Below are 23,440 nucleotides of genomic sequence, written 5' to 3'. Positions count from 1 at the left end.
TTATAAAGTAGAGGAGCCTTACGGCTGCTTTTCCAATTTTTCACCGCATGAGATTTTCCTGGGCGGTCAAAATTGGTTAACCGTGGAACATTACTATCAAGCCCACAAATTTGTTGGTAGCGTCGATAGAAGATTAGTGGCGGCGATTCGAGGCGTCGCAACTCCTCAAGAAGCAGCCCAATTAGGTCGCGATCCCCATCACCGGATTCGCGACGATTGGGAAGCGGTGAAAATTCCGATTATGCGCGAAGCAATTTTAACTAAGTTTCTCGCTCATCGAGACATTCAAGCTATTCTTCTGGGTACGGGGGAGCGAGTGATTGTGGAGGATTCGCCAACCGATTACTACTGGGGCTGCGGCTGCGATGGAACCGGCCAAAATCATTTGGGTAAAATTTTGATGAGCGTGCGACACGAAATTGGTCAGCGTCTGGGAGGCTGAGAGAAACTCAAATTCCTTTTTTTTTTTGATTATTATATGAAGTTAGACAAACAAATGTCAAGTTACCTTGATGATTAATAATTATGAGAGTGAGATTTTAAGATTGCGAGAAATTTATGAGAATATTATAATAATAATTATCATTCGGTTAAGCTTCTTGGTCTGTTGAAGGCAAAGACTAAACCGGGGCGATCGCACATTTTCCGTCCCCCAGCGCTCCAGCGTCCTCTCTAAGCCGCGCGCGCGCGCCCAATTCATTCTACAGATCGGTTAAATTAACAAATCAGGCAGGTGCAGTGCTCGTCAGAGCGATATGACAGCATATCAAAACTTCTTATTTTTATCGTAATTCTGATGATTGTCAAAGGAGATTTATGCAACTGACAGAAAACACACAAGAAGAATTAAATCATAAACTAGACAGAGAAATTTTGGTGCGGCGGATCACAGAACGCATCCGCCAATCTCTAGAATTAGAAGATATTTTAACCACTGCGGTAGCAGAAGTGCGGTCTTTTTTGAAAACAGATCGCATCATGATTTATAGGTTTAGTGCCGACTGCAGCGGAGAAGTTGTTGCCGAATCAATTAATAACAACCGTCTCCCTTCCTTGAAGGGTTTGCACTTTCCAGCAGACGACATCCCCCCCCACGCCAGGGAGATGTATGTGAGGATGCGCCAGCGGACAATTATAGATGTTAACTCCGGGACGATCGTCCTGAGTCCCCTCGATGCCGCCGATACTGGTCAACCTTTGCTAAATGAAGAAACGCACTACCGATCGCTCGATCCTTGCCACGCAGCTTACCTGATGGGAATGGGAGTGCAATCTTCCTTCGTCGTGCCGATTTTGCACCGCCGGATCGTGTCGAAAAACAGCCAAACAGAAGATATGTGCGAAGCCCCCGCGTGCGTGACTAGATACGAGCCGGGAAGCGATCGCCAAACTCACATCGAACTGTGGGGACTCTTAGTTGCTCACCACTCGGTTCCCCGCAATATTTCACCCACAGATTTAGAAGTAGTTCAGCTCGTAGCAGATCAACTGTCAAATGCGATCGGCCACTCGATCCTGCTCCACCAAATCCGCTCTCAAGCAGCCCGCGAAGCCACCGTGAGCCGCATCGCAACCATGTTGTACGGTCACGCCAATATTCAACTGCAACAGGCTTTAGAGGCCACTGTAGCAGCCTTTGGTGGCAGCGGTGGCAGAATTTATCTCAACGCCCCGAATGTCAAAAACAGCGACAAGTTATCGGTTAAGGGCGATCGAGCATTTGCCATTACTGCCCAAAGCGAGCCTAGCTTTGAACTGTTCGCCACCGGCGAGCAACCCACACTTTCCAACGGAGAAACACTAGGGGCGATCGAAGCTCATCCGCTCTGGCAGCAATGGCTGAGCAAAGGATTCAAAAACACCGAAAAAATTCCCAAATTCTCAACTTTTACTAATTCTCAATTCCCAGCTTGGATAATTACAGACCTCTACAAAGAATCTCAATTTCGAGTTTTATTCCCAGCTTTCCAAGCTACTAAAATTCGGGGTTTGCTGGTAATTCCCCTCCACCACGAACAACAAGTAGTAGGCTGTTTGACCATTTTTCGCAATGAAATTGATACCGAAAAAATGTGGGCGGGGCGCTTTGACAGCAGCGCTGCACAAACCCTTCCCAGACAATCCTTTGACGTCTGGCGAGAAATCAAAAAAGGTCAGTCGCCGGAGTGGAAACGGGAAGATATCGAGCAAGCTTTAGCGATCGGCAGCCAATTTTGTGCGGCAATTGGGCAGTACCTACTTTATAAAGAAGTGCAGGCCCTGAATGCCAACTTGGAGCGCCAAGTTCAAGAACGCACTGCCCAATTGCAAAAATCCTTGGACTTTGCTCGAGTATTGACCAGAGTTAGAGACCAAATTCGCAGCACCTTAGATTTAAAAACTATCCTGCAAACTATTGTGCGGGAAGTGAGAGTTTTGCTCGATACGGATCGCACCGTAATCTATCAATTTACCGCCGCCAAACAGGGCGAGGTAGTTGTCGAAGCTGTGCGTGGCGAGTGGGAGTCAATTTTAGGTCTCAAATCTCCACAAGAATGCTTCCCCGAAGGCTCAGATTGCTTTTACCGAGCTGGACGAGTGCGAGCAATTAACGATATTGAGACTGAGGATTTAACGCCCTGTCACCGCGAATTTTTGGAAAAATTGCAGGTGAGGGGAAGTTTAATTGTGCCGATGATGGGCACAGATACCGAATGTTGGGGGTTGCTGATAGCCCACGAGTGTTCAGCGCCGAGGGTTTGGCAAACAGCAGAACAAGAGTTGCTGCAACATTTGGCCTCTCAAGCTGCGATCGCCATTCACCAAGCAGAACTTTATCAAGAAAGTCTCAATGCCGCAACTGCCGATCGAGCAAAAGCCGAACAGCTAGCTAAAACCCTCACAGAACTCAACAATACCCAAGCCCAACTGATTCAAACCGAAAAAATGTCCAGTCTCGGACAACTGGTGGCGGGAGTCGCCCACGAAATCAACAACCCGGTTAACTTTATCTACGGTAATCTTTCCCACGCCAGCGAATACAGCAAAGATTTGCTCTGCTTGGTGGAACTCTACCGCCAGCACTATCCCAATCCCCACCCAGAAATTAGCGAGTGCTCCGAAGCCATCGACGTTGAATTTCTGGTCGAAGATTTACCCAAAATTTTGACTTCCATGACAGTCGGATCTGAGCGCATCCGCCAGTTAGTTGTATCTTTGCGGAATTTTTCTAGACTCGATCAAGCTCAAAAGAAACCTGTTGATATTCACGAAGGCATCGACAGTACCATGTTGATTTTGCAACACAGATGCAAATCCCAGTCAGATCGCCCCAGCGTAGAAATCATCAAAGAATACGGCAATTTGCCCTTAGTAGAATGCTATGCTAGCTCGCTAAATCAGGTGTTTATGAATTTGCTCGGCAATGCCATTGACGCGCTAGAAATGGGACAAAAAGAGCAAATTATCAAGGTTCCCGGACTCTCTGGCAGCGCAGCAGCGACATATTTTAGCTCCCAGCAACAGGAGATAGAACCTGCAGATATAAAGGGCAGCAGCGAGTCTTTGATTCCTGATTTTTCCTACCCTTCCATTCGGATTCGTACCGAATTGATCGATGAAACAACAGTAGGAATTTGCATTGCAGACAACGGTCACGGCATTCCCAAAGAGTTAATTTCTCACATATTTAATCCCTTTTTTACAACTAAACCCGTCGGTCGGGGGACGGGTTTAGGACTTTCTATCAGTTATCAAATTGTAGTTGAGAAACACCAAGGAGCACTCAAGTGTATTTCTGTGCCAGGTCGGGGTACAGAGTTCTGGATCGAGATTCCGGTGAATTAGCAAGCTCTGCTTAAGGCAAGAGTATCTTCACCAGAACCGAACCGAGGGAGCCGAGAAGACTCACCAAGTTGCCGTTACCCCCAGTGCGCGGCTCGGTTGGTTTTTGGCGCGCCACAATGGCTTCGGCTAACTGCTTTGACAATTCCTGACCTTGGGGATTTCCTTGATCGGTAAAGAGTTGCTTAGCTCGATCGGCATCTTGAGTCGCCCCGGCGAAATCTCCCAAATCAGCCCGAGACATACTGCGCGCGAAATAAACGGCGGCTAGATCCGATTTCATATTCAGGGCTTGATTGTAATAATCAATGGCGTTTCTGTAGTTTCCCGCTTGAGCTTCCATTACTCCCAAGCGATAGAAATCTTCCGCGCTGCCGATATTAGTTGGCATTCCCCTAACTCCCAGCAATTGGGCGTTAGTTAAATTGGTGTCAGTTAAATTGGCATTGCTGAGATAGGCGCTTCTCAAGTCAGCTCCGCTGAGGTTGGCTCCGCTGAGGTTGGCTCCGGTGAGGTTGACACCAAACAAACTTGTGCCGCTGAGATTGGCTCCGCTGAGGTCGGCTCCGGTGAGGTTGGCTCGGCTGAGGTTCGCCAATCTCAAGTCAGCTCCTTTGAGATTCGCTCCTGTTAAGTTGGCTAAAACCAGACCGGCACTGCTCAGGTCGCAGTTGGGGCACTGTTTCGTGGCTAGTAATTGTTGCGTGTGTTGGATGTTCTCGGCCATTGCAGGAGCTAGAGGGGCGATCGTGCTCAACAGCGTTGCAGCAGCAAGGATTCTAAGTTTCATATTAACCATCCAAAATCCCAAATATTAAATCTAAAATAGCTTTTATCAAAGCAAGTGAAAGCCAAGATAACAGATATTGCTAAATATTACCTGATTCTAGACATCATAGATAGGGCTTACCCACGGGCGATCGGAAACTGGTTTTTTTAGGAAAATACGCGCGTTGTAGTCCACAGATCAGGTAAAAACCCGGTTTCTTTGACCTGAATGCCTCCAGGCCGATACATTGAAATTCACGTCCTCAACAGAGTCTCAAATAAACATTTCGCCACCAATAAATAAGGGTAACAAAAAGCTTGTTACCCTTGAGCAGCGGTTCTCACCAACCATAAAATTTAAAACATAAATTAGTCGTGGATCGTGCCGTCGGGCATCGTCGTACCCTTCAGATATACTCCGTTCAGGTTAACTTTTGTAAGGTTTGCTCCTAGGAGGTTTGCCCCGCTTAAATCAGAGGCACTTAAAATCGCTTCTGTCAAGTCTGCCCTAATTAAGCTCGCTCCCATTAAGTCGGCTCCGCTGAGGTCTACTTTGCTCAGGTTTGCGCCAATTAAATCGGATTCTGTCAGCACCGCCCTCCGCAAGTTTACTCCGTAAAGATTTACTCCGTGCAAGTCTGTGCGGCAGAGTATTGCCCGAGATATGTTGGCTCCAATTAAAGTTGCTTGGATCAGCGAAGCACCGCTCAAGTCTGCTTTGCTCAAATTTGCTCCCATCAACTCTGCTCTGTACAGGTTAGCTTCCAGTAAAAGTGCTTCTGTGAAGTCCGCTCCAGCTAAGTCGGCTCTGCTCAAATTGATTTTGGACAAATTGGCTTTGCCAAAGTTGACTCTGCTGAGTTTGCCTTTGCTGAGATTGGAGCCAATCAAGTCTGCTTCATACAGATTTGCTCCAATCAATTCTGCTTCGTAGAGATATACTTCGTGCAGGTAGACCCCACTAAAATTTCTTTCTCCTATTGCGTATAGCTTGAGCAGTTCGTCAACTTTCATTTTGGCTTCTCTACACCTTTTAAATGCAGAATACTGTCAGTTGGTTGGTTGTACCGGATGTTCTGCCATTTTAGATTTTAGATGCTGACAGGTTCACACCCAGGCCGAGAACTCTGAGACTGTTTGGGAAGTAGAAGCGCAAAACAGGATTCTCTTTGTCCCTTAATTAACAAAAAATTAAGATTAATTTTTTTAACAGCCTCGATCGCACTTTTTGAGTAAATCAAAGGAATTTTAACTCGAAAGGGCGATCGAGGCCATAAGTTCTTGCGTATAGTTGAGTTTACTGAGGAGTGGTGTGACCGCGATCGCTAATTGATGTTAGTAGTATCACATAGAAACAACCGTTTCGATCGCGACAAAGCCCAAAAAATAGCCGATAATGGTACTGTACGGCTGGGAAATTGACAATCCCACCGCCTGCGTGTTTTACTCAACAGGCGATCGATCGAGTAGTTTCACAGAGACAGGCCTGTGGCACGAAGGTCGGTTCTAGCGTCACTCGACGCAACCTGTTCAGATTGATGAAAGTGCTGATGTCGCAGGATTTCTGGCACAGCGAGAGCCAGAAATGCACTTATGGGTACAGGGAAATGTATGTGTAAAATTTCGATCGCTGGCGTACAGATTTAACCTGTTTGCTAGCACGTAATGATTAAAAGTTGCCAATATCGGCACAAAAAATACCGAAACACACCAGAAAAACGATGATAAATGTTGAGTAAAAATAGCAGAAATGGTATCGCATAAAATTTAACTAAGTAAGTCGGTGGGGAAAAACACAACTGTGTTAAGAAAGATAAATGAGGCTAAAACCCCAATCCCTCCTGCATTCTGTCTCCTGACTCCTGCCTCATCCCAACTACAAATATTTACGCCTTTCTACTTATTGCAGCGAATGTAGCAGTCAAACGGTTAACCGAGATCGGTATTAGCAATGACGCTGGTGCGATCGTCGAAGACAAAATTTACCCAAAAAGCAGGTAATTTCTCAAAAAATCTGGTTGCAGCCCCGGGCTAAACCAAGAACCAGCTTACTATCGTCTGAGTAAGCCGATGACTGAAAAAATTTGATTGAGAGCGCTTGTGTATTGCTTGATTAGCAAACAACAGGCGATCGATTGGGATGGGGCAGATTTTTATCCCTTGTCAAACAAACCTATTGTATAACGCAAATCGTGAGGTGATTGGTATGGCTGGAGTATGTAAACTTAGCATCACAGAGACAAGTGAAGAATTGAAAAGCTTGCTAAACGAACAAAAAACGGCAAGTGGCTTTCAAAAAATTCAAGCACTTTACCTGTTTAAAATTTGTCAAATTAAGACAGTTAAAGAATTAGCAATGACAATCGGCGTCAACCGAATTACTGTGCAGCGGTGGCTGAGAAAATACCGCTCTGACGGACTTGAAGGACTCCTAGAAACAAAGCACAGCGGCGGCCGCAAGCCTGCGATTCCTCCTCTAGCCCGCGCTAGTTTGGCAATGCGCCTCAGCGACCCCCAGAAAGGCTTTAAAAGCTATGGAGAAATTCAAGAGTGGTTGCAGCAGGAATACAGTATTGAAGCTTCCTATAAAGCCGTTTACGCAACAGTCAGATATCAGCTAAAAGCCAAGCTGACGAAAGTCTAGACAGTTGATATAGCCGAGTCTCAGAAAGATGAGGTACTATCCGGCATAGGGCATAGGGCATAGGGCATAGGGTTATCCTCACTTTTTTGAGAACCGCTATAGTTGATACTCGCGCGGCAAGTTAATCACCGTCCAAAAGTTTGCAAGTTTTGAAGCTTTTGAGGATTGGCTTCTTCAAGAAAAACTCAACTAATTGTTTTTGAACTAAGAATGGCGCGGGTCAGAAACCCGGTTTCTTCCTAGATACTGCGCTAGCAAACCAAGATGTTTCGCAAAAACCGGGTTTCTTTGGCATCAGTTTTGTGAAGCAAACTCGCTCTCAGAGTTTGTGAAAGATGCTTAAAAAATGTGCCATAATTTATAGCTTGCAAGTTTTGTCTAATTTGCAGGTTTTGTTATATGGAGGTAAAAATCGGCAGCAATTAAGGCAGAAACCGATCCAAAGCCGCTTTCAATTCTTCTATTTCGGTATCAATATTGCCTTCTTTAGCGGCTCGGGCGATGCACTCGGTTAAATGTTCGTCAAGAATGATTCTCGCTACGCGATCGAGGGCTCCTCTAACTGCTGCAACTTGCACGAGAACTTCGGGACAGGGACGGTTTTCTTGCACCATTGTTTTGATGCCGCGGACGTGTCCTTCAATCCGAGATAAGCGATTTACCAACCGCCGCATCGATTCTTCATCGTGATGGTGAGGGTGGGCCGATTCATTGTGATGGTGGTGGGAATTTGAGGGCAAGGATTTGTCAGTAGAAGTATCAGATACAATCATTGGGGTTATGCCATTTTAGATTTTAGATTTTAGATTTTAGATTGGGGAATGAGTTATTCGGTAAGGGTTGGCTCCCGTGTCTAGTGTTGCATTATTTTGTGAAACTGATGTTAGTAGGGAAATTTTTCAAGTTAGAATTGAGAATATGTTGAATTCGTCAAAGCTGCTGACTCATGTATTGTAACTGTCAAAATATATTTAGGATCTAGAGAGCCGCAAATAATTAAGCGGGCGCGATCGCACACCTTCGCACACCTTGACCAGAATAACTCAGAGTAACAAAGATTGACGCTATGCGACTATTTAAGTTTTTTGACCGCGCACCCCGCACAGGCGATCGCCACTTCGCCCTAATTTTAGGAATGACGATCGCCCTGAGCGTTCTAGCCATCAATCCTGCACTGGCTTTAGCAATTGACAAAAATCCGCCAAACTCGCGGCAAATGGCAAGAACAGCCGTGCAGCAAGCAGATTTGAGTTCCCCAGCGACTCTGCCAAATCCGCAAATGCTAGCGCTGCAGAGCCCGGAAATCCCGGCGGCGACAAATACCAACAGTTTTGTGACGGCGGCAGTCGATCGAGTCGGGCCAGCAGTTGTTCGCATTGATACCGAGCGCACTGTCAGCCGCAACCTCGACCCGTTAATGGAAGACCCCTTCTTCCGCAGATTTTTGGGAGAAGATTTGCGAAGCATGACCCCCAGACAAGAACGCTTGCGCGGTCAAGGTTCGGGCTTCATCATCGACAAAAGCGGGATTGTTTTAACCAATGCTCACGTAGTTGACAAAGCCGATCGAGTGACTGTCACCCTAAACGACGGGCGGACATTTCCAGGACAAGTCCAAGGTACTGACGAAGTAACGGATTTGGCTGTGGTCAAAATTAATACTAAGGAAGTTAACTTGCCCGTGGCAACCTTGGGAGATTCCGATGCGGTGAAAGTGGGAGATTGGGCGATCGCCGTGGGCAACCCCCTCGGATTTGACAACACCGTCACCTTGGGCATTATCAGCACTCTCAAACGCTCCAGTGCAGCCGTCGGCATTCCCGACAAGCGGCTCGATTTCATTCAAACGGATGCGGCCATCAATCCCGGCAATTCCGGCGGCCCGCTGTTAAACAGCAGGGGAGAAGTGATTGGCATCAACACGGCGATTCGAGCTGATGCAATGGGTATTGGCTTTGCAATTCCGATCGACAAAGCCAAGGCCATCTACGCGCAGTTAGCCAAGGGAGAACAAGTCAGCCACCCGTTTTTGGGGATTCAGATGATTGCTTTGACTCCTGAAATGGCCAGAGAGAATAATGCTGACCCCAATGCTCCTGCGATTGTCCCGGAAGTCAAAGGGGTGTTAGTGATGCGAGTTGTGCCCAATACGCCTGCTGAAGAAGCAGGGATTCGCAAGGGAGATGTCATCGTTCAAATTGACGGCGAGAAAGTGACACAGCCGGCACAGTTGCAAAATTTGGTGGAAAACAGCAAAATCGGTCAAATTCTCAAGCTGAAGGTGCGCCGCGGTGCCCAGACGAAAGATATTGCGGTTCAAACTGCTCAATTGAGGGATTTTTAGGGAAGAAGGGGAAGGGGGGAAACTGTTAGAAACCCTTTCCTTCTTCCTTCTTCCGACTTCCCTCGGACTGACATCCGTTACATCCGTTACATCCGTTACATCCCGTACATTGCTCGTTGCCGAACTTCCTTCCTCTATATGACACGAGTTCAACTTGCCTATCCCAAAATTCCAGATAGTAAAAATTGCCCTAACAAACAATGTATAGCTTTTGAGAAGTACGATGGCACTAATTTGCATTGGGTTTGGGAAGTTGAACTTGGTTGGTATGCTTTTGGTACGCGTCGCAGTAGATTTGATTTGGATGAAATGGGAATTGCAGAATTTAATGCTGCACATCCAGGTTTAGAAACAGCACCGGAAATATTTAAGAGAGATTTTGCTAGTCCGTTAGAGTCTATCTTTCGAGAAAATGAACAGTATCACTGTGCGGAAATTACGGTGTTTACAGAGTTTTTTGGTGCTAACTCGTTTGCGGGAATGCACCAAAAGGACGATCGCAAACAATTGGTGCTTTTTGATGTGGAAACCGATCGCGGTATGGTTATTCCCGATCGGTTTATTCAGGATTTTGGTAAATTAAATATTGCGCGAGTGATTTATCGCGGCAAACTGACGGGCAAGTTTATGGATGATATTCGCGAGGGGAAATACGGTGTGGATGAAGGTGTTGTGTGCAAGGGAGGCAGCAACTCTAATAATCTGTGGATGGTGAAGATTAAGACTGATGCGTATATGCAGAGATTACAGGAATTTTTTAAGGATGATTGGGAAAATTACTGGGAGTAATATCAAACTGATAGAGTAACTGTCACAAGCCAAAGTGGGAGATGTCGGCAACCCCCTGGGATTTGAGAAGACCGTTGCGTAAGTCATCAGGAATTAAAGTATATTGGTCGTAATCAATAGACAGCTAATAAAAAAATCAGGGAAAATTTAGTTATGACATCTGTGGAGCTTGAAAAAAAAGCCATGACTGAAGAAGAGGTGGCAAAGTTATGGGAAGCCTTCAAAGTATTTGACGCAGACGGGAGCGGTTCTATCTCATCAGAAGAACTGGGTCAAGTGATGCGATCGCTAGGCCAGAGTCCTAACGAAACCGATCTGCGCGACATGATTAAGGAAGTGGACGTAGACTTGTCGGGCAGTATCGATTTTGAGGAATTCAAAATGCTGATGGTGTCCCAGCAGGGCGATCGCCAGAGTCGTCTCAAAATGGCATTTAGTGTATTTGATGAGGATGGCAGCGGTCAAATCACTAAAAATGAGATGCAGGGTGTGATGAGCCAGTTTGGGCTCACAGAGCAAGAGCTGGATGAGATCATCAAAGAGGTAGACAATGATGGCGATGCCTCAATTGACTTTGAGGAATTCTGCAAACTGGTACCGGATGAATCAGAGCTCACAACCGGATATCAAGACTCGCCGGTTCCAGTTGTCAGTACACAGACAACGGAGATTTCAGATAGTACAGCCGCTGCGATCGCAAGTACAGCAACTGCGATCGATGAGGCAGCTTCTGCCACTATTGAACCTAATCTAGAAGAAGCACCCACCGATAGCAATCCAGAAATAGCGCGGCTAAAAGAACTACTCGCCCAACACCCACAAACTGAGAAGAAGCGCGGTACGTCCCGCTTGCAAATGCAGATTGGTTTGTTTCGTCTGATCCAGGGAGCGGCCTACCGCAGCTTCCGTGAGAGTTTTTCCGCCAACCACCAGACTCACCTGCGCGTGAGAAATTTGCCGTACAGAATCGCTGATTTTGTGCAATTTGTCAAAACTGCGATCGCCCTTTATAAAGGATTAGGTATCGTAGAGTCTGCGTGCAACCCTGTACTGGATTCAGTCGTGAAATCGATCGAAGATGAATATGCCAGACTAGAGGCTCGCATCAAGAACTGGAAGACGATCGAAAAAACTCCAGAAATGTTGGCAGAACAAAAAGCCATGTTGGAGGCGCGGGGTAAATCTGCCAGCGCCAAGGAGAAGTTTGCCGCGGGAGTCGAGTTTGCAATCACCATCAAGAAGAAGAGTCTCAACTTGCGCGACATCGCCGAGGGCGTGCTTGCCATCAACGAACTCAACCGACTGCGAAAAATGGAGCTGAGTGAGGAAATGGCACCGCCACCAGCCCAATCCGAGGGAAATCCCAAAGATTACCTGAAGAAGTGGAACCGCGTCATCCTCTCGGATGCCTCAGAGAAAATCGATGGTGCGATGATGCCCGTGGCCTATTGGTATGAAGACTTTATGCCGAAGTTGCTGGCTGCCTTTAGCGTCATTACCGCAGCAGACATCCCCTTGAACACGGTGCCTGACGAAACGGCTTTAAACCAGTGGTACGAAGCCACTAAAACGTCAGGGGAATTTGGGCGCTATGGGGCGGATGTTATAGAAAGCTTTCCCAAATGCGCTCCAAAACAAAAGCTAATGCTTCAACAGGCATGGCGCTTGACGCACAACTACCTAAATGGGGTACAGAAACGACGCGAACGCATGGAGTTTGGGCGCGAGTCTGGCGAGCTTTCGCAATATGTGTCATTTATCGACGTTTATATCGATCGCAGTGAAATAAAGAATTCACAAATGCGCGTCAGCTTCCCTTACTATATTGGCCCTGCGGTGTGGCGTTTCTTCCACACTACGGCTGAAATCGTCTCTACCAAGACCCCCCAACAGCAAAAAACTCTGGTGGCCATCTTCAAGGACTTTTTCAAGCTGTTTGCCACTATGTATCCCTGCCCCTACTGCCGCCACCACCTCAACGCCTACGTCGTGCAGAATAAGGAGGTGGAAATGTACCCTGTGGAGTACCTTGTGCTTGGGCGTGACCCGCGTCTGAATAACTTTGAGGTATCAATGGAGGCAAAGCTGTCCACCGTAGTAGATGGCGATTCCCTGCGCTTATTCTTCTGGAAGCTGCACAATACTGTCTCCTCATCAATTGCGCGATCGGAGGAGTGGTATCACAAGGATGAGAAAGCATTTTATACCACTCGTTATTGGCCCAGCATTGACTCTGAGCTAGCACGAGCCAAAGCCCTCAAACACATCAGCATTGCCACCGATCGGATGTACCGCCTCTACGGTATGCTCAAACCCGCAGCACGACTGACAGGGGTGAGAGCAACATTGCAAAAGCTATTGGATAAGCGGGATGAGGAAGGCATCAAGGAGGCCTGCTTAGTTGCCCAAGATTATATCAAGGAGTTGGAGGAGGCGATCGTCACCGGACAATTCCTACAAGAGACATATTACTTTGACCCCGATCTTGTCGATCGAGCTCCTGTCTTTAGTCCTGAAGAAGAGGAGTTTGCTCGCAGCGGTGTGTTCGTAGAGGTTGCTTAGATATCAGCTAAAAAGTTAAGCTTAAAAGCTTAACTTTTTACCGATTATAAAAAACTCGACAACTTAGCGTGATTAAAATTATTCACTTGATGGCGATCGCTTTTACAGATTTTCGAGAAGGCTCACTTTTATCCACTTGACGATATTCTCAATCAGATGAGTATCGCTATCTGAAAATTGTTTCAAGTACAGATTGTCCTCTGGTTGACTGCTAACAATACAAATCAAGCCATCAAATTTGCTGATGGCATCAAGAAAGCACTGACTAAAGTCTTTGGGTTCTGTTCCTTTATGGTTTTCGTATAAGACTAAGACAATCTGTTTTTCGCTGTCTAGCAAATCCCAATAAGTTTGAAGGTCAAGCATTGTTTTAGGTGTTCCATCATCGCTTTTAGAACAGCCCTGCTTAACCATTTCGCTATAAATTTTACTTGATGGGTTATCAGGTTCAATGAACTTGCTCCCGTCAATACAAATTAGCTTCACAGAATCCCTTAATTGTGAATCAGTGGAGAGCGCACGCAGAATTTCCTGGGGAAACAGTTCCCATTTGTGGCTTTGTGGTTCACCATGCCAAGCCCTGAAAAATTCTGGGTAGCTCATGTTTTGGGAACAAGGCCAAATCGCTTTATAGCAGTTGTAGTAGAGATTAAAATCACTTTCAGCAACCAGGTCGGATAGACAGTCTTTCATAGATGAAATTGCTAACTCAAACTGATGGGTTTGGAGTTTTTTACCCAAACATTCAGCCACGATAACACAGATCGACGAATCGATATTAGAGTACATCAGTTCAATCAGTTTTTTGACTGCTTCATCATTGCCTATTCCAACTTTTTCTAGTTTTTTTGCAGCTCCAATACAAATAGATAAGTCAGCACTGCTGCCAAGCATATCGGTTAGTTCTGTAATTGATTCTGGATAGTTCGCTGTAGTTTCCAGCAAGAGAGCCACCGCAATCGCTTTAGGGTGTTCAGGTGCAATTTCTATTAAGCGACTAGCTACTAAATGATGAATGAAATCATTAGGATTAAAATCTTTATAACTATCAATAATCTCGCTCAGAGTTTCAACTGCTTTTTTTAAGTATTGACTATCCATTCTCGCCAAGCTATAAGCTGCTCTAGAACGAAGATTATCATTTTGTTCAGAATCCATTAATTCAATCAAAGGATTGATAGCTTTTGACTTGTGACTAGGCGCAATTTTACCTAAACAGTCAGCGGCTTTAACGCGGGTAAGCATATCAGTATTGCTATCTATCAGGTCACTTATAACTTTGATTGATTCTGAGTCGTTAAAAGCAATTTGTGCTAAACTATCAATCGCTTGATAGTGGTTAGAGTTACATTCATAATGGGTGGCATCAGGGGTGCTAGTGCAAATCAAGGACAGGAGAGTAGAAATAGCTTCTGGTGAACCCATACCAATTTGCCCTAATTCCCAAATCAATAAATAACCTACACAAAGATTTAGCCTATTGTTAATTGTGTCAATCAAAATGGTGACAGCAAGGGTACGATCTGTTTCTAGAAGTGTTTCTCTCGCCAACTGTGCGCTTGGAGCGTCAAATGTCTGAGAACTGAAGCCTAATCTAACAAGCCACAATACAATCTCCCTATCACGTCTGCACTCTTTAAATTCAGCTATTGCCGACGCTGCTAAACAACACGCTCGATAAAAATAAAAGTCTTGACACCTATCCTCAAACTCTACCAATGACTTAATAAATTTTTCTTTCTCCTTATTGTCCACATCCTCACGTCCCAGCCATAGCAAAATGACCTCTTTCCACTGTGGCTCAAAAATGAGATATTTACCTTGATCTGGGTTGTGAGGAAGGTGCTTTAAAAAGTAGTCCCAATGCGGTATAGCTTTCGCGGCAAAATACTCCTTGAATGAGTCATGTATAAAGTCATAGTCCTTTTGGTCAGGACTGACACGCTGCAACCATCCAAGTTGGTTGATAGCTAACCCAAACAAATCCTCATTTGATTTCACTAAGTGAGAACAGACTAGGGAATGCGATAACGGATATTCGCCTCTCTCAATTGCCTGTTTTGCCAATTGGCAGAGAGAATTTATCAAGCGTTGCTTTTGGGGTTTAGTAGATTCTGGAATGCTCCGGTCATAGTCTGTATTAAGAAACCATTGAATTAGACCTGCTTTGGTACTGGGCAATTGGCGTTGTGGTTGCCAAGTACGACACAAAAACGTTAAATATAGAGGATTACTAACTAAATCTTTAATGCGGTGATATCTTGGCTGGTTTAACTCAGTCCATAACTGCTCTGCGTCGCTGGTAAACCAAGCATTAATTAACTTTTCGATCTGTTCAAGTCTCAAGCCTAGATTTTGATAAGTATCAAACCCTAAAACTTCTAAGGCATCTTTACTGGAGTTCCAGATACTTGTCCGACAGGTCAACACTACTCGGCACTTTATTCTCCTGTCTGTCAACTGTTCTAAAAATTTATTGGGTAGCTTTTCAACTCCATCTAGCAGAAAACAAGCCCGACCATTTTCTAAGCGTTTATCTAAGTTGGCGAGCCATTCCGAGGGTACATCTCCCACCTTTCCAGAAGCATCTTTCAACCACTCTTTCAAATATTGATCTACGGGTTTTGTGCCTACCTCTCTCCCATCAATCCAGATCGGTACTTCATCTGTCTGTTCCAACTGTTCCAACATCCAAAACCCAATTTTGAGCAACAGCGTAGTTTTTCCAGCCCCCGATTCTCCGATAATGGCTAGCCGTCGCCCTTGGCTTTTCGGACTTTTTTTTCCCTCCCGCAGAACTTCATGAAAAAACTGCTCCTCTGCGTCAAACTTCTCTGTTACTGCGTAATCGATATTTCTACCATTCTGATCTTTTTTCTGCTGTAGCAATCCCAGTGGCACAAAATCTAGTAGTTCAAAGGATAGCCTCCTATCATCCGCACCATTGAGCCAATTATCGACGGTGAGCCGTCTTTTACGCTCAAGCATGGTGAGGCAAAGTTGTCGCCAGTCAGGTGCGCTCGTACCCGTTGGTTTCAGCGACTCACTTTGACTGACATCCGTGCGATCGACAATCTCATTCCAAGACAGACCTAAAACTGTACAGAAAGCCTTGAAGACATTGGTGTTAACGGCTTCTGTTCCGTACAGAAAGCGCTTCCAAGTCCCTTCAGAGCAACCATCAGCATAAGGGGGGCTTTCTTGCCAAACTTTGTTTGGCTCCAGAACTTGACTAGCTTCCACAAGCCATCTGGGATCATCTATATTCCACCCTTTTTCTTTCCTCGCCTGCTTAATCTCTGCTTGTCCCTTCTCAGAAGCTTTGAGGCTTGCCATATACACCTGAATCAAGTCATTGTCAAGATCAATTTTAGATCATAGCTCGCGATCTGAAACTGACTCTAGTGAAAGTTTGAAAAATTAATCATTGTAGAAATGTGGAAAGCAAAGTTTGCCAACTAACTTCTCCTCAATGCAAACCCCAACCCCATATATAAAACAGATGGCTACTTCCAACAAATACGGTTCTCCCGAATCCCAACCCACCGCCGTGCAGCTTGCTTTCCCTTGGGGCGAGGAACAAATTCTCGACAAGTCTCCTGCATCACCAACTGAGCGTGTGACTCAGCATAAAACTTCAAGCAAAAAACAACACCCGCCACAAGTTGTGGTAATTCTCATTTGTCAGTAAACCTTATAATCCTTACAGGGCGGCTATCGCCGCCCATCCAACCAAACCACAACTTCTTTGTCCATGTAGCTAGCTATATCCCATGTATGTATGGTCAGCCTGAATTCGCTCATCAAAGTCCATATTTCCGTTTTCGATGCCACTTATATCGATGCCAAAGGGCAAAATGTAGGAAAAGTTTTCAACTATCCAGAAATCCTTCATTACTCGATGCTATGTTTGTCACTCCCCAGCTTTTGCATTGCCCTAATCTTCAAGCTCTAAATATCGAGCCAAAATCAGTTGAATTTCGGATATTTGTTGCAACTCCAATTGCCCAAGACAGCGCACAAGTCTGCGTTTATCAAACGTCATCGGATCGACGCACACGATAAAACTCTCGGTATTCAGACCATTGAGAGTCGAAGGAATCACAGGCAAAACAACAGCTCGTAAACCCTCGTTTGGAACAGCAGAAGTGATGGGCAGAACTGTGACTTTACTGCGTTGATTAAAAGCAGTTCCTGAAATAATTACCGCCGGTCGAGTCTTGCGGATTTCTGTACCGACTGAGGGATCGAAATTCACGAGCCAGATGCTTCCCAGTCGGTAATCGCTGCTTGCTGCCATGCTTCCTCCTCATCGGCTAATTCATCACTCAGTTCATCGAGCAATAAACAGGCTTCTACCATTGCCTGCTGTTCTTGTTGTTTGCGCCATCCTTGCAATAAAAGCTCAACTAGCCGACTGCGATTTTCTACACGCTCGTCAATGTAACGCACTAGCTCATCTGGCAAAGAGATAGATACTTTCATATTATTTATGCCACTTTTAATACTACCAATGGTAGCAGAAATATCGACCAGATTGCAAGTTGATGAAATAGAGCAGCAGCAGCGCCGATTCCGTCTGATTCCGATCGCCCCCTACACAAAATTAGCCGGATCTTGATCTCGCCGATGCTTCAGCAGAATCGGAGAACCTTGGCCATCACCCACCAAAGCCGCCGTTTTCTCCAACGCTTCCCTCAATCGCTTGGCGGCGTAGATGGACATATCGCGGGGTACATTCACCCGATCGCGCAAATACCGCAAAGCCGCATCAGAACCCGGTGGCGGCGTACAAACTTCGCCAGTCATCATCAAAGTTAAAGCACAGCGCAAAGCCTCATCAAATAAATTGTCATCAGCAGGATTGACTCGAATGATGTTGCGGTGGTGCTTAATGACGCGGTGAAGTGCTTCAGCGCGGGAGGTTTCCGGTTCTGGATACATCACATCCGGCAGTCCAGCCCAAGGCCCATTATCCACGCGGGCTTTATTGACTAGCATCTGAGGTTCGCCGTTTTCATAACACCCGCCCATCTGAGGCGGTAAATCGTGGACGTGGGTGTGAAAATCGCTTTGGGTGCCCCGATAGGTAGGGCGGGTTTCCATCGCCGCAAACCAGTCAGCAAAGCGCGGGTTTTCTTCCCGCATCGAGTAGCCTTTGTAGTAGTAAAGACTGGCATTCATCCGTTCCACGTAGGGCGTAAAGATGACATCCGCAGTGCCAAATTCATCGAGGAAATAAGGCCCCGGAGTGCTAGCCAAGGCTGCTTCTACCTGGGTGACGACGCTGATAAATTGGTTGCGGTTGTGCTGTTCTACTTTGGCTGAACTTGCTGGGTAGCACAGCCAAGAGCACCAAGCCCTAAACAGCAGTCGTTCTAGCCGCCGCATGGGTATGACTGCCGGGTTTTCCATCCCCAAACCCAAGGGGCCATAGACTCGTTCGAGGGCGATTAAGATATCATCGCTTTCGGTGATGATGCGGCCGTCTAGCTCGATCGCCGGTAACATTCCTGACGGCACTTTGCGCTTGTACCAGCTTTCTTTTTCCCCATAGCAGAACATTGTAACTTTGTCAATACGGTAGGGGATTTCTTTTTCTTCTAGCCACAGCCAGATTTTTTGGCAGTAGGGACACCACGCATGATTGTCGCGGTACAGCGTGACTCTCACGTCGGATTCGGGATGTCCGAAGAGGCGCAAGCGGGCTTGAGAGTTGGTGGGGCCGTTGGTGCGATCGACTTGAAAGTCTGTGAGTGCCTCCAATTCTGTCCAGCTTAGGGGCGCGAGGCGATCGGTGGTTGTCATAGTTAAATTGGGCTGATAATAAGCTTAGGGCGATGTCTGGGGAGGGGGTGGAGCCTCTTGAATTTTGGTGAGTGCTGCTTGAATTTGGGGGGTGGCTAGGAAGTTTTGGGTGGCTGCGATCAAGCGATCGCCCCAGAGGTTTTCTTTGAGAAAATCTACAGTGGCATAGCGTCTGTCTAATTTCAGGGCCGCTTCTCCCATTGCTAAACCTTTTTCTTTGTCGCCTTTGCTGTACAGTGCTACTGCTAGAGCTAGCATTGGTTCTGCTGCTTTGTTGTCGATCGCGATCGCTTGTTGCCAGCGTTTGATTGCGCCATCGACATCTCCGGTTTCGTATTTGACTAATCCGATGTTGTTGATAGCGGGCCACAGGTTTTTTTCTAAAGCAAAGGCTTTTTCGTACTGGGCGATCGCATTATCAAACCGCTTGAGCTTGTAAAAAGCGTTGCCCAAATCAAATAATGCGCCCGGAGTGTCTGGCTTTATTTTCAAACCAGCTTGCAGGTATTCGGCTGCTTTTTCGTACTTCGCTTGCCGAAAGTAAGCTTCTCCCAAGACAAATTTAATTGAGGGATTTTCTGGCGATAGAGATTGAGCTTGCCCCAAAGCTTCAATCCCTTTGTCCAACTGTTCGACTTGAAGGTACAAGCTGCCTAACAAAGTCCAAGCTCGATCGTTCTTGGGGGCTAACTGTGTGGCGAGTGCGGCTCTGGGGATGGCGAGTTGGTACTGCTGGAGTCTGGCTAGCTGGACTGCTTCTTCAGCAAGGCTCAAGGCTGTCTGGTCGAGTTGGGCCGAGTCGATTTGCAGGGTGTAAGGCAGGAGTGCCTGTGCGACAACGGGCTTGGGCATTGTCCCCAAAAAAAGCGCGATCGCCAGAGATATTAAAGAAATGCGATTAGGCACTGTACAGCCCCAGGAAAAAATATAATGGTTTCTCGATCGCCTATAATAACTCATATTTTTGAGTTTTGATATTGCTTCCTGACTCGCAACGTTTTGCGGTTTTCTGTTAAATTGTTCCCAGATTCTGTTTTGCACTCAGGGATAATATTTTTGATTCACTGCTTTAGAGAGGACTGAAATCCTTACTTAAAACCAGAGGATTTTTTTATTTTAGCAACTTTAGTGAGTTAATAAAGTCTGTTAAATACTGCTTTAGAGAGGACTGAAATCCTTACTTAAAACCTGAGACTTTTTTGTTTTTAGCAATATTTAGTGAGTTAATAAAGCCTGTTGAATTTGGTCTAACAATTGTGCTACCGATAAGGAAGAAGGCAAAATTTTAGCCGATACTTCTTGCAGCAAAAAGTCGATCGCCTCGGATTCTGAATTTACAACAGATCGATAATCCCAGACTAAAATTGGCAGTTGTCCAGTCATTTGTCGCAGGTTCGAGAGCGCTTGCAACATAGCAGTTGATTCTGAGGGGGCATCTCGCAAGCACAGCAAAACTAAGTCAACGCTTTGATATTGCAACTGCTGCAAAACTTCTCTCCAGCAGGGTGCGATCGACCCTCGGAATCCTGCGGTTTGGATGTATTGAATAAAAGCTTGAAAGTTGGGAGTACAAAACTGGGAATTGGGCATGGGAATCTCGGCATTTGTCGATCGATCGCCATTTTTCAATTCTTTTGTTATATTCTCCCCAGCCGCGCGGTGCAAGTCCGGTAAAGTCGAAATGTCAGCCAATAAAATGCTGGGCTTCCAACTCATGCCCGCAGCTACTTGAATCACTTGCCACAACGCAGAGGCGCCCAAAAGAGTGCCTTCGGGACTGCCGGCTGCCAAACAGGGAAATACCGACAATCCTTTGATTTGATTGGCCAGTTGCGTAGTTGCTGGGTCTAAAGTCACCAAGGGGAGAGAACCCAAATTTCGAGACCGACTTAACTGTTCAATAAAAGCTAAGGGGTTTTGCAGTTGACTTGTACTGTCCAAAACGATCGCCGAAGGCCGCCAAATTCGGGCGACGAGTTCTGCTTGGTCGAGGTCGTCTGCCTCTAAAACCCGGCAGTAGGTGGGATTTAGCAGTAAAGCGGAACCTTGAGACGAACTATTTTGCGGGCTTAGCCACAACACGGTTAAAGAATTTATCACCTTGTTGCTACTAGCATTACTTTGGCCGATCGAATCTGCCAGCAACCTTCGCAAAGCGGGTTCTTCCACCGGCAAGCTCAAAAAGCCTTCGGCGCGGTTGATAGCAGCCCGTTCTTTTTCGCCTCTGGTGGCTGTGACGATCGCCGGAATCGATCGGGTATCTGGATCGCTCTTGAGCAGCGTCAGCACGTCCCAACCGGACAACAGGGGCAGCAGCGGGTTGAGGAATATCGCTTCGGGACTGAACCTGCGGGCTTTTTCCAGGGCTTCGGTGCCGGAACGGGCGACTATTACTTGGTAGCCCAAACTGGAGAGGACGTTGGTTAAATCTTCGATATATTTGGGAACTGCTTCGACTATTAATACTAAACGAGAGCGAGAATTGGCGATCGGATGCTGATATTTTGGTTTGAATAATTCTTCCTCGGCCAAAGCAGGCGGTGGGGATTCTTCCCCGCAGTTTCCGGGAGGATTTGGCGGCAGCAGCAGGGTAAATTCAGAGCCTCGGTTTTCTGAGGAAATAAACGAAACGTCTCCGCCGTGGAGCCTCGCGAGCCTTTGAGTGAGTACCAGTCCGAGTCCGGTTCCTTGAAAACGTCTGGTCAGGGGGCTTTCTAGCTGTTGGAATTTTTGAAAGATCAGGTGCTGTTTGTCGGCGGGGATGCCGATGCCGGTGTCCCAAACGGTGAAGGCGAGCCAACCTTCCCAAACATTTACTTTCAATCCGATTTTGCCGCCGGCTTCGGTGAATTTTAGGGCGTTGGCAAGGAGATTGACGAGCATTTGTCGCAGCCGCAGTTCGTCGGCAATCAAATAGCTCAGTCCCGGTTCTATTTCGAGTGTAAATTCTATTTTTTCTGACGGTTCTGCCTTTGCTTCGCCGTTTGTTTTGGGGGGAGATTTTTCTTCTTGCTGTTGCAGTTGTTTTGCTTGTTCAAAGGCTCTTTTGCAGGTTGCTGCTATTTCTACGGATTCGGGAATTAGTTCTAGCTGCCCGGTTTCCATGCGGGTCAAGTCTAAAATGTCGTTAACTATTGTCATCAAATGCCGTCCGCTTTGATGGATTAGTTTGGCGTAACGTGATTGCCGGTCGTTGAGTTCTCCGATCAATTTATCTTTGAGGAGGCTTGACAAACCGAGGACGGCGGTGAGCGGGGTTTTTAGTTCGTGGCTGATGCAGGATAAAAATTCGTCTTTTAGTCGGTTGAGGTGGATTAAGTCTGCGTTTTTTGCTGCTAGTTCTTTGGCGACTAAATGTTCTTCGGTGACATCTTGTCCCATGACTAAAATTAGCTGGTCTCCGAGCGGCTGTTTGACAAATTGCCAGATCCGTTCTTGACCTGTTTGTACCGGGCAGTCGCAAATGTATGTGTCTGGTTTGCCTGCGATGGCGCACCAAGCTGGAGCGGTTAAGGTTGATGGGGAGGCGGCTGAGTACAGGGGTAGCGCGCAACTGCTGGCGGAGGCTGCATCCCGATCGCCCGATCGACTTACTCCTACTAAGCTCCTGCACTCAGAGGTGATAGCCTCGAATTGCACAGTCTGGTATTCGGTGGTTACATGGCTTGGTTGGTGGGACGAGTGTTTGCCCAAATTTGCTGCTGGTTCTGGAATTGGTTGAGGCCCGGCTCCCAGCAAAATCCGCCACGCTGCGTTTTGACTGACTATTTGTCCGCTGGGGGTTTGCAATCTCAGCGGTAGGGGCAGTTTTTCTAGGAGTTGGACTAGGGAGTTAAGGTTTTCCGAGGGTTTCAATCCCGCTTCTAAAAAGCGCCCTTTGCCCTCGGCGGTGGCTAGCGCCGAGGAAACGGGTATTAATTCGATTTCTTTGACTGCTGTTGACTCCGCCTGACTGCTGCTGTTGAGTGTGGCGATATATTGCAGCAGGCTCAGGCTCTCTAGGAGTCCTAAAAATTTACCGCTGGCATCTGTAAGGGCGATCGGGCTTTTGGAGAAACCGCCGACGCTTTGGCTGTGGGCTGGGCTATTTAGTTGTTCTTTTTGCAGGTACTGCCAGAATTCGCTGACACTCAAAGCGGCCGGTACTATGGTGATGGGTTCGATCGCGATCGAGCTTTCCGACAAAAGTTGCTCTCCGTCGTTTGTGCGCGAGTCCGTGCCCATCCAAAGGCTGCGGAGGTAAACTAATCCTAGGGGCTCCTTCTGTTCGTTGACTACTGCGACTCGATCGCAATTTCCCTCCATGAAAATTGACCGCAGCGATTCTAGTGTCGCCGTTGGTCGGCACAGTGGCACTGGGGAGATAAAATTCTTGAGACTGGGGTTAGTGGTTGGCATAACAAACCTGAGAGTCTGCTATTTATAGCAGTAATATTTTTGATACCCAATGTACCTGCGGATTTCTGTATCTTATTAATTTTATATCAGTTCGCTATCTAGTCCGGGATCGACCCAAAAAGAGCGAGTTCGATGCCTGCACTTGATTTGAGGCGATTACTAATTATTTTAAGGCTTAAGCTTAATTGCAGAAATCAAGCTCAGGGTGCTTGACATTGAAGCCAAGGAACACACTTTAGTTATTCTTCTGTTAGAAAGCTTATCCTTATTTATTGGGTCGTTAAGATTGGTTACAATTGATGTTG

At 46.5% G+C, this 23,440-nt stretch carries 17 protein-coding genes; 8 read left to right on the top strand and 9 right to left on the bottom strand.

The genetic code is table 11. The features are described from left to right. Positions 1-442, top strand: a 442-nt coding sequence (ybiA, locus tag IQ263_RS05055; protein ID WP_194066465.1) for a riboflavin biosynthesis intermediates N-glycosidase, incomplete at its 5' end; no start/stop codon positions are given. A 374-nt stretch (positions 443-816) separates the two neighbouring features. Then, entirely contained in the window at positions 817-3,825 is a 3,009-nt protein-coding gene (locus tag IQ263_RS05050) for a GAF domain-containing protein (protein WP_194066464.1), read from the top strand. Between the two features lie 10 nt (positions 3,826-3,835). Here the strand turns inward: IQ263_RS05050 and IQ263_RS05045 are convergent, their stop codons facing one another. Further along, on the bottom strand, positions 3,836-4,612 hold the full coding sequence (locus IQ263_RS05045; protein WP_194066463.1) for a pentapeptide repeat-containing protein: 777 nt from the start codon (positions 4,610-4,612) through the stop codon (positions 3,836-3,838). 347 nt (positions 4,613-4,959) lie between these two features. Beyond that, the gene (locus IQ263_RS05040; RefSeq protein ID WP_194066462.1) at positions 4,960-5,604 is read right to left on the bottom strand and encodes a pentapeptide repeat-containing protein; all 645 of its coding nucleotides are present in this window, start codon (positions 5,602-5,604) and stop codon (positions 4,960-4,962) included. A 1,192-nt stretch (positions 5,605-6,796) separates the two neighbouring features. Here IQ263_RS05040 and IQ263_RS05035 point away from each other — a divergent pair. Further along, complete coding sequence (locus tag IQ263_RS05035; protein ID WP_194066461.1) at positions 6,797-7,234, top strand: helix-turn-helix domain-containing protein; 438 nt, start codon at positions 6,797-6,799, stop codon at positions 7,232-7,234. A gap of 422 nt (positions 7,235-7,656) precedes the next feature. Here the strand turns inward: IQ263_RS05035 and IQ263_RS05030 are convergent, their stop codons facing one another. Continuing rightward, a complete protein-coding gene (locus IQ263_RS05030) occupies positions 7,657-8,007 on the bottom strand; it encodes a metal-sensing transcriptional repressor (RefSeq protein ID WP_194010563.1) in 351 nt (116 codons plus the stop codon). A 293-nt stretch (positions 8,008-8,300) separates the two neighbouring features. Here IQ263_RS05030 and IQ263_RS05025 point away from each other — a divergent pair, with 293 nt between their 5' ends. From IQ263_RS05025 to IQ263_RS05015, 3 genes are all read left to right on the top strand, one after another. Then, a complete protein-coding gene (locus IQ263_RS05025) occupies positions 8,301-9,578 on the top strand; it encodes an HhoA/HhoB/HtrA family serine endopeptidase (protein ID WP_194066460.1) in 1,278 nt (425 codons plus the stop codon). 138 nt (positions 9,579-9,716) lie between these two features. Beyond that, positions 9,717-10,367: an RNA ligase family protein gene (locus IQ263_RS05020; protein WP_194066459.1), complete on the top strand. Its 651-nt coding sequence runs from the start codon at positions 9,717-9,719 to the stop codon at positions 10,365-10,367. Positions 10,368-10,550: 183 nt separating this feature from the next. Then, on the top strand, positions 10,551-12,929 hold the full coding sequence (locus IQ263_RS05015) for an EF-hand domain-containing protein (protein WP_228049794.1): 2,379 nt from the start codon (positions 10,551-10,553) through the stop codon (positions 12,927-12,929). Between the two features lie 102 nt (positions 12,930-13,031). Here IQ263_RS05015 and IQ263_RS05010 read toward each other — a convergent pair whose 3' ends face one another. After that, on the bottom strand, positions 13,032-16,265 hold the full coding sequence (locus IQ263_RS05010; RefSeq protein WP_194066457.1) for an NACHT C-terminal alpha/beta 1 domain-containing protein: 3,234 nt from the start codon (positions 16,263-16,265) through the stop codon (positions 13,032-13,034). 166 nt (positions 16,266-16,431) lie between these two features. Here IQ263_RS05010 and IQ263_RS05005 point away from each other — a divergent pair, with 166 nt between their 5' ends. Then, entirely contained in the window at positions 16,432-16,620 is a 189-nt protein-coding gene (locus IQ263_RS05005) for a hypothetical protein (protein ID WP_194066456.1), read from the top strand. A 246-nt stretch (positions 16,621-16,866) separates the two neighbouring features. On the opposite strand, the gene IQ263_RS05000 is transcribed toward IQ263_RS05005, so the two are convergent. Next, positions 16,867-17,229, bottom strand: a complete 363-nt coding sequence (locus tag IQ263_RS05000; RefSeq protein WP_194066455.1) for a type II toxin-antitoxin system PemK/MazF family toxin — start codon at positions 17,227-17,229, stop codon at positions 16,867-16,869. Beyond that, positions 17,184-17,414: a ribbon-helix-helix domain-containing protein gene (locus tag IQ263_RS04995; protein WP_194066454.1), complete on the bottom strand. Its 231-nt coding sequence runs from the start codon at positions 17,412-17,414 to the stop codon at positions 17,184-17,186. The genes IQ263_RS05000 and IQ263_RS04995 overlap by 46 nt, the downstream gene beginning before the upstream one ends. A 7-nt stretch (positions 17,415-17,421) precedes the next feature. Between IQ263_RS04995 and IQ263_RS29170 the strand changes: the two genes are divergently transcribed. Continuing rightward, positions 17,422-17,550 (top strand): hypothetical protein, encoded by a 129-nt coding sequence (locus IQ263_RS29170; protein ID WP_255515813.1) that lies wholly within the window; start codon positions 17,422-17,424, stop codon positions 17,548-17,550. On the opposite strand, the gene IQ263_RS04990 is transcribed toward IQ263_RS29170, so the two are convergent. The 3 genes from IQ263_RS04990 to IQ263_RS04980 all read right to left on the bottom strand — a co-directional run bounded on the left by IQ263_RS04990 (position 17,526) and on the right by IQ263_RS04980 (position 23,135). Then, positions 17,526-18,737 carry a glutathione S-transferase family protein gene (locus tag IQ263_RS04990; RefSeq protein WP_194066453.1) on the bottom strand — a complete coding sequence of 404 codons (1,212 nt, stop codon included), beginning with the start codon at positions 18,735-18,737 and terminating at the stop codon, positions 17,526-17,528. The genes IQ263_RS29170 and IQ263_RS04990 overlap by 25 nt on opposite strands. Positions 18,738-18,761: 24 nt before the next feature. Beyond that, a complete protein-coding gene (locus tag IQ263_RS04985; RefSeq protein ID WP_339384743.1) occupies positions 18,762-19,643 on the bottom strand; it encodes a tetratricopeptide repeat protein in 882 nt (293 codons plus the stop codon). A gap of 309 nt (positions 19,644-19,952) precedes the next feature. Further along, complete coding sequence (locus IQ263_RS04980) at positions 19,953-23,135, bottom strand: ATP-binding protein (RefSeq protein WP_194066451.1); 3,183 nt, start codon at positions 23,133-23,135, stop codon at positions 19,953-19,955. Between the last annotated feature and the right edge of the window lie 305 nt (positions 23,136-23,440).

The sequence above is a fragment of the Tychonema sp. LEGE 06208 genome (genome assembly GCF_015207505.1).
Classification (GTDB): Bacteria; Cyanobacteriota; Cyanobacteriia; order Cyanobacteriales; family Microcoleaceae; genus Microcoleus.
Note: the sequence above shows the minus strand (reverse complement) of the source record. Positions and strands in the feature narration are given on the sequence as shown.

What these genes read in the sequence shown, in the direction of transcription:
- IQ263_RS05025 (WP_194066460.1), top strand. Translation starts at nt 8,301, where the DNA reads ATGCGACTATTTAAGTTTTTTGACCGCGCACCCCGCACAGGCGATCGC.
- IQ263_RS05035 (WP_194066461.1), top strand. Translation starts at nt 6,797, where the DNA reads ATGGCTGGAGTATGTAAACTTAGCATCACAGAGACAAGTGAAGAATTG.
- IQ263_RS04990 (WP_194066453.1), bottom strand. Translation starts at nt 18,737, where the DNA reads ATGACAACCACCGATCGCCTCGCGCCCCTAAGCTGGACAGAATTGGAG.
- IQ263_RS05020 (WP_194066459.1), top strand. Translation starts at nt 9,717, where the DNA reads ATGACACGAGTTCAACTTGCCTATCCCAAAATTCCAGATAGTAAAAAT.
- IQ263_RS05010 (WP_194066457.1), bottom strand. Translation starts at nt 16,265, where the DNA reads ATGGCAAGCCTCAAAGCTTCTGAGAAGGGACAAGCAGAGATTAAGCAG.
- IQ263_RS05050 (WP_194066464.1), top strand. Translation starts at nt 817, where the DNA reads ATGCAACTGACAGAAAACACACAAGAAGAATTAAATCATAAACTAGAC.
- IQ263_RS05040 (WP_194066462.1), bottom strand. Translation starts at nt 5,604, where the DNA reads ATGAAAGTTGACGAACTGCTCAAGCTATACGCAATAGGAGAAAGAAAT.
- IQ263_RS05030 (WP_194010563.1), bottom strand. Translation starts at nt 8,007, where the DNA reads ATGATTGTATCTGATACTTCTACTGACAAATCCTTGCCCTCAAATTCC.
- IQ263_RS05045 (WP_194066463.1), bottom strand. Translation starts at nt 4,612, where the DNA reads ATGAAACTTAGAATCCTTGCTGCTGCAACGCTGTTGAGCACGATCGCC.
- IQ263_RS05015 (WP_228049794.1), top strand. Translation starts at nt 10,551, where the DNA reads ATGACTGAAGAAGAGGTGGCAAAGTTATGGGAAGCCTTCAAAGTATTT.
- IQ263_RS04995 (WP_194066454.1), bottom strand. Translation starts at nt 17,414, where the DNA reads ATGAAAGTATCTATCTCTTTGCCAGATGAGCTAGTGCGTTACATTGAC.
- IQ263_RS05000 (WP_194066455.1), bottom strand. Translation starts at nt 17,229, where the DNA reads ATGGCAGCAAGCAGCGATTACCGACTGGGAAGCATCTGGCTCGTGAAT.
- IQ263_RS29170 (WP_255515813.1), top strand. Translation starts at nt 17,422, where the DNA reads ATGCCACTTTTAATACTACCAATGGTAGCAGAAATATCGACCAGATTG.
- IQ263_RS04980 (WP_194066451.1), bottom strand. Translation starts at nt 23,135, where the DNA reads ATGCCAACCACTAACCCCAGTCTCAAGAATTTTATCTCCCCAGTGCCA.
- IQ263_RS05005 (WP_194066456.1), top strand. Translation starts at nt 16,432, where the DNA reads ATGGCTACTTCCAACAAATACGGTTCTCCCGAATCCCAACCCACCGCC.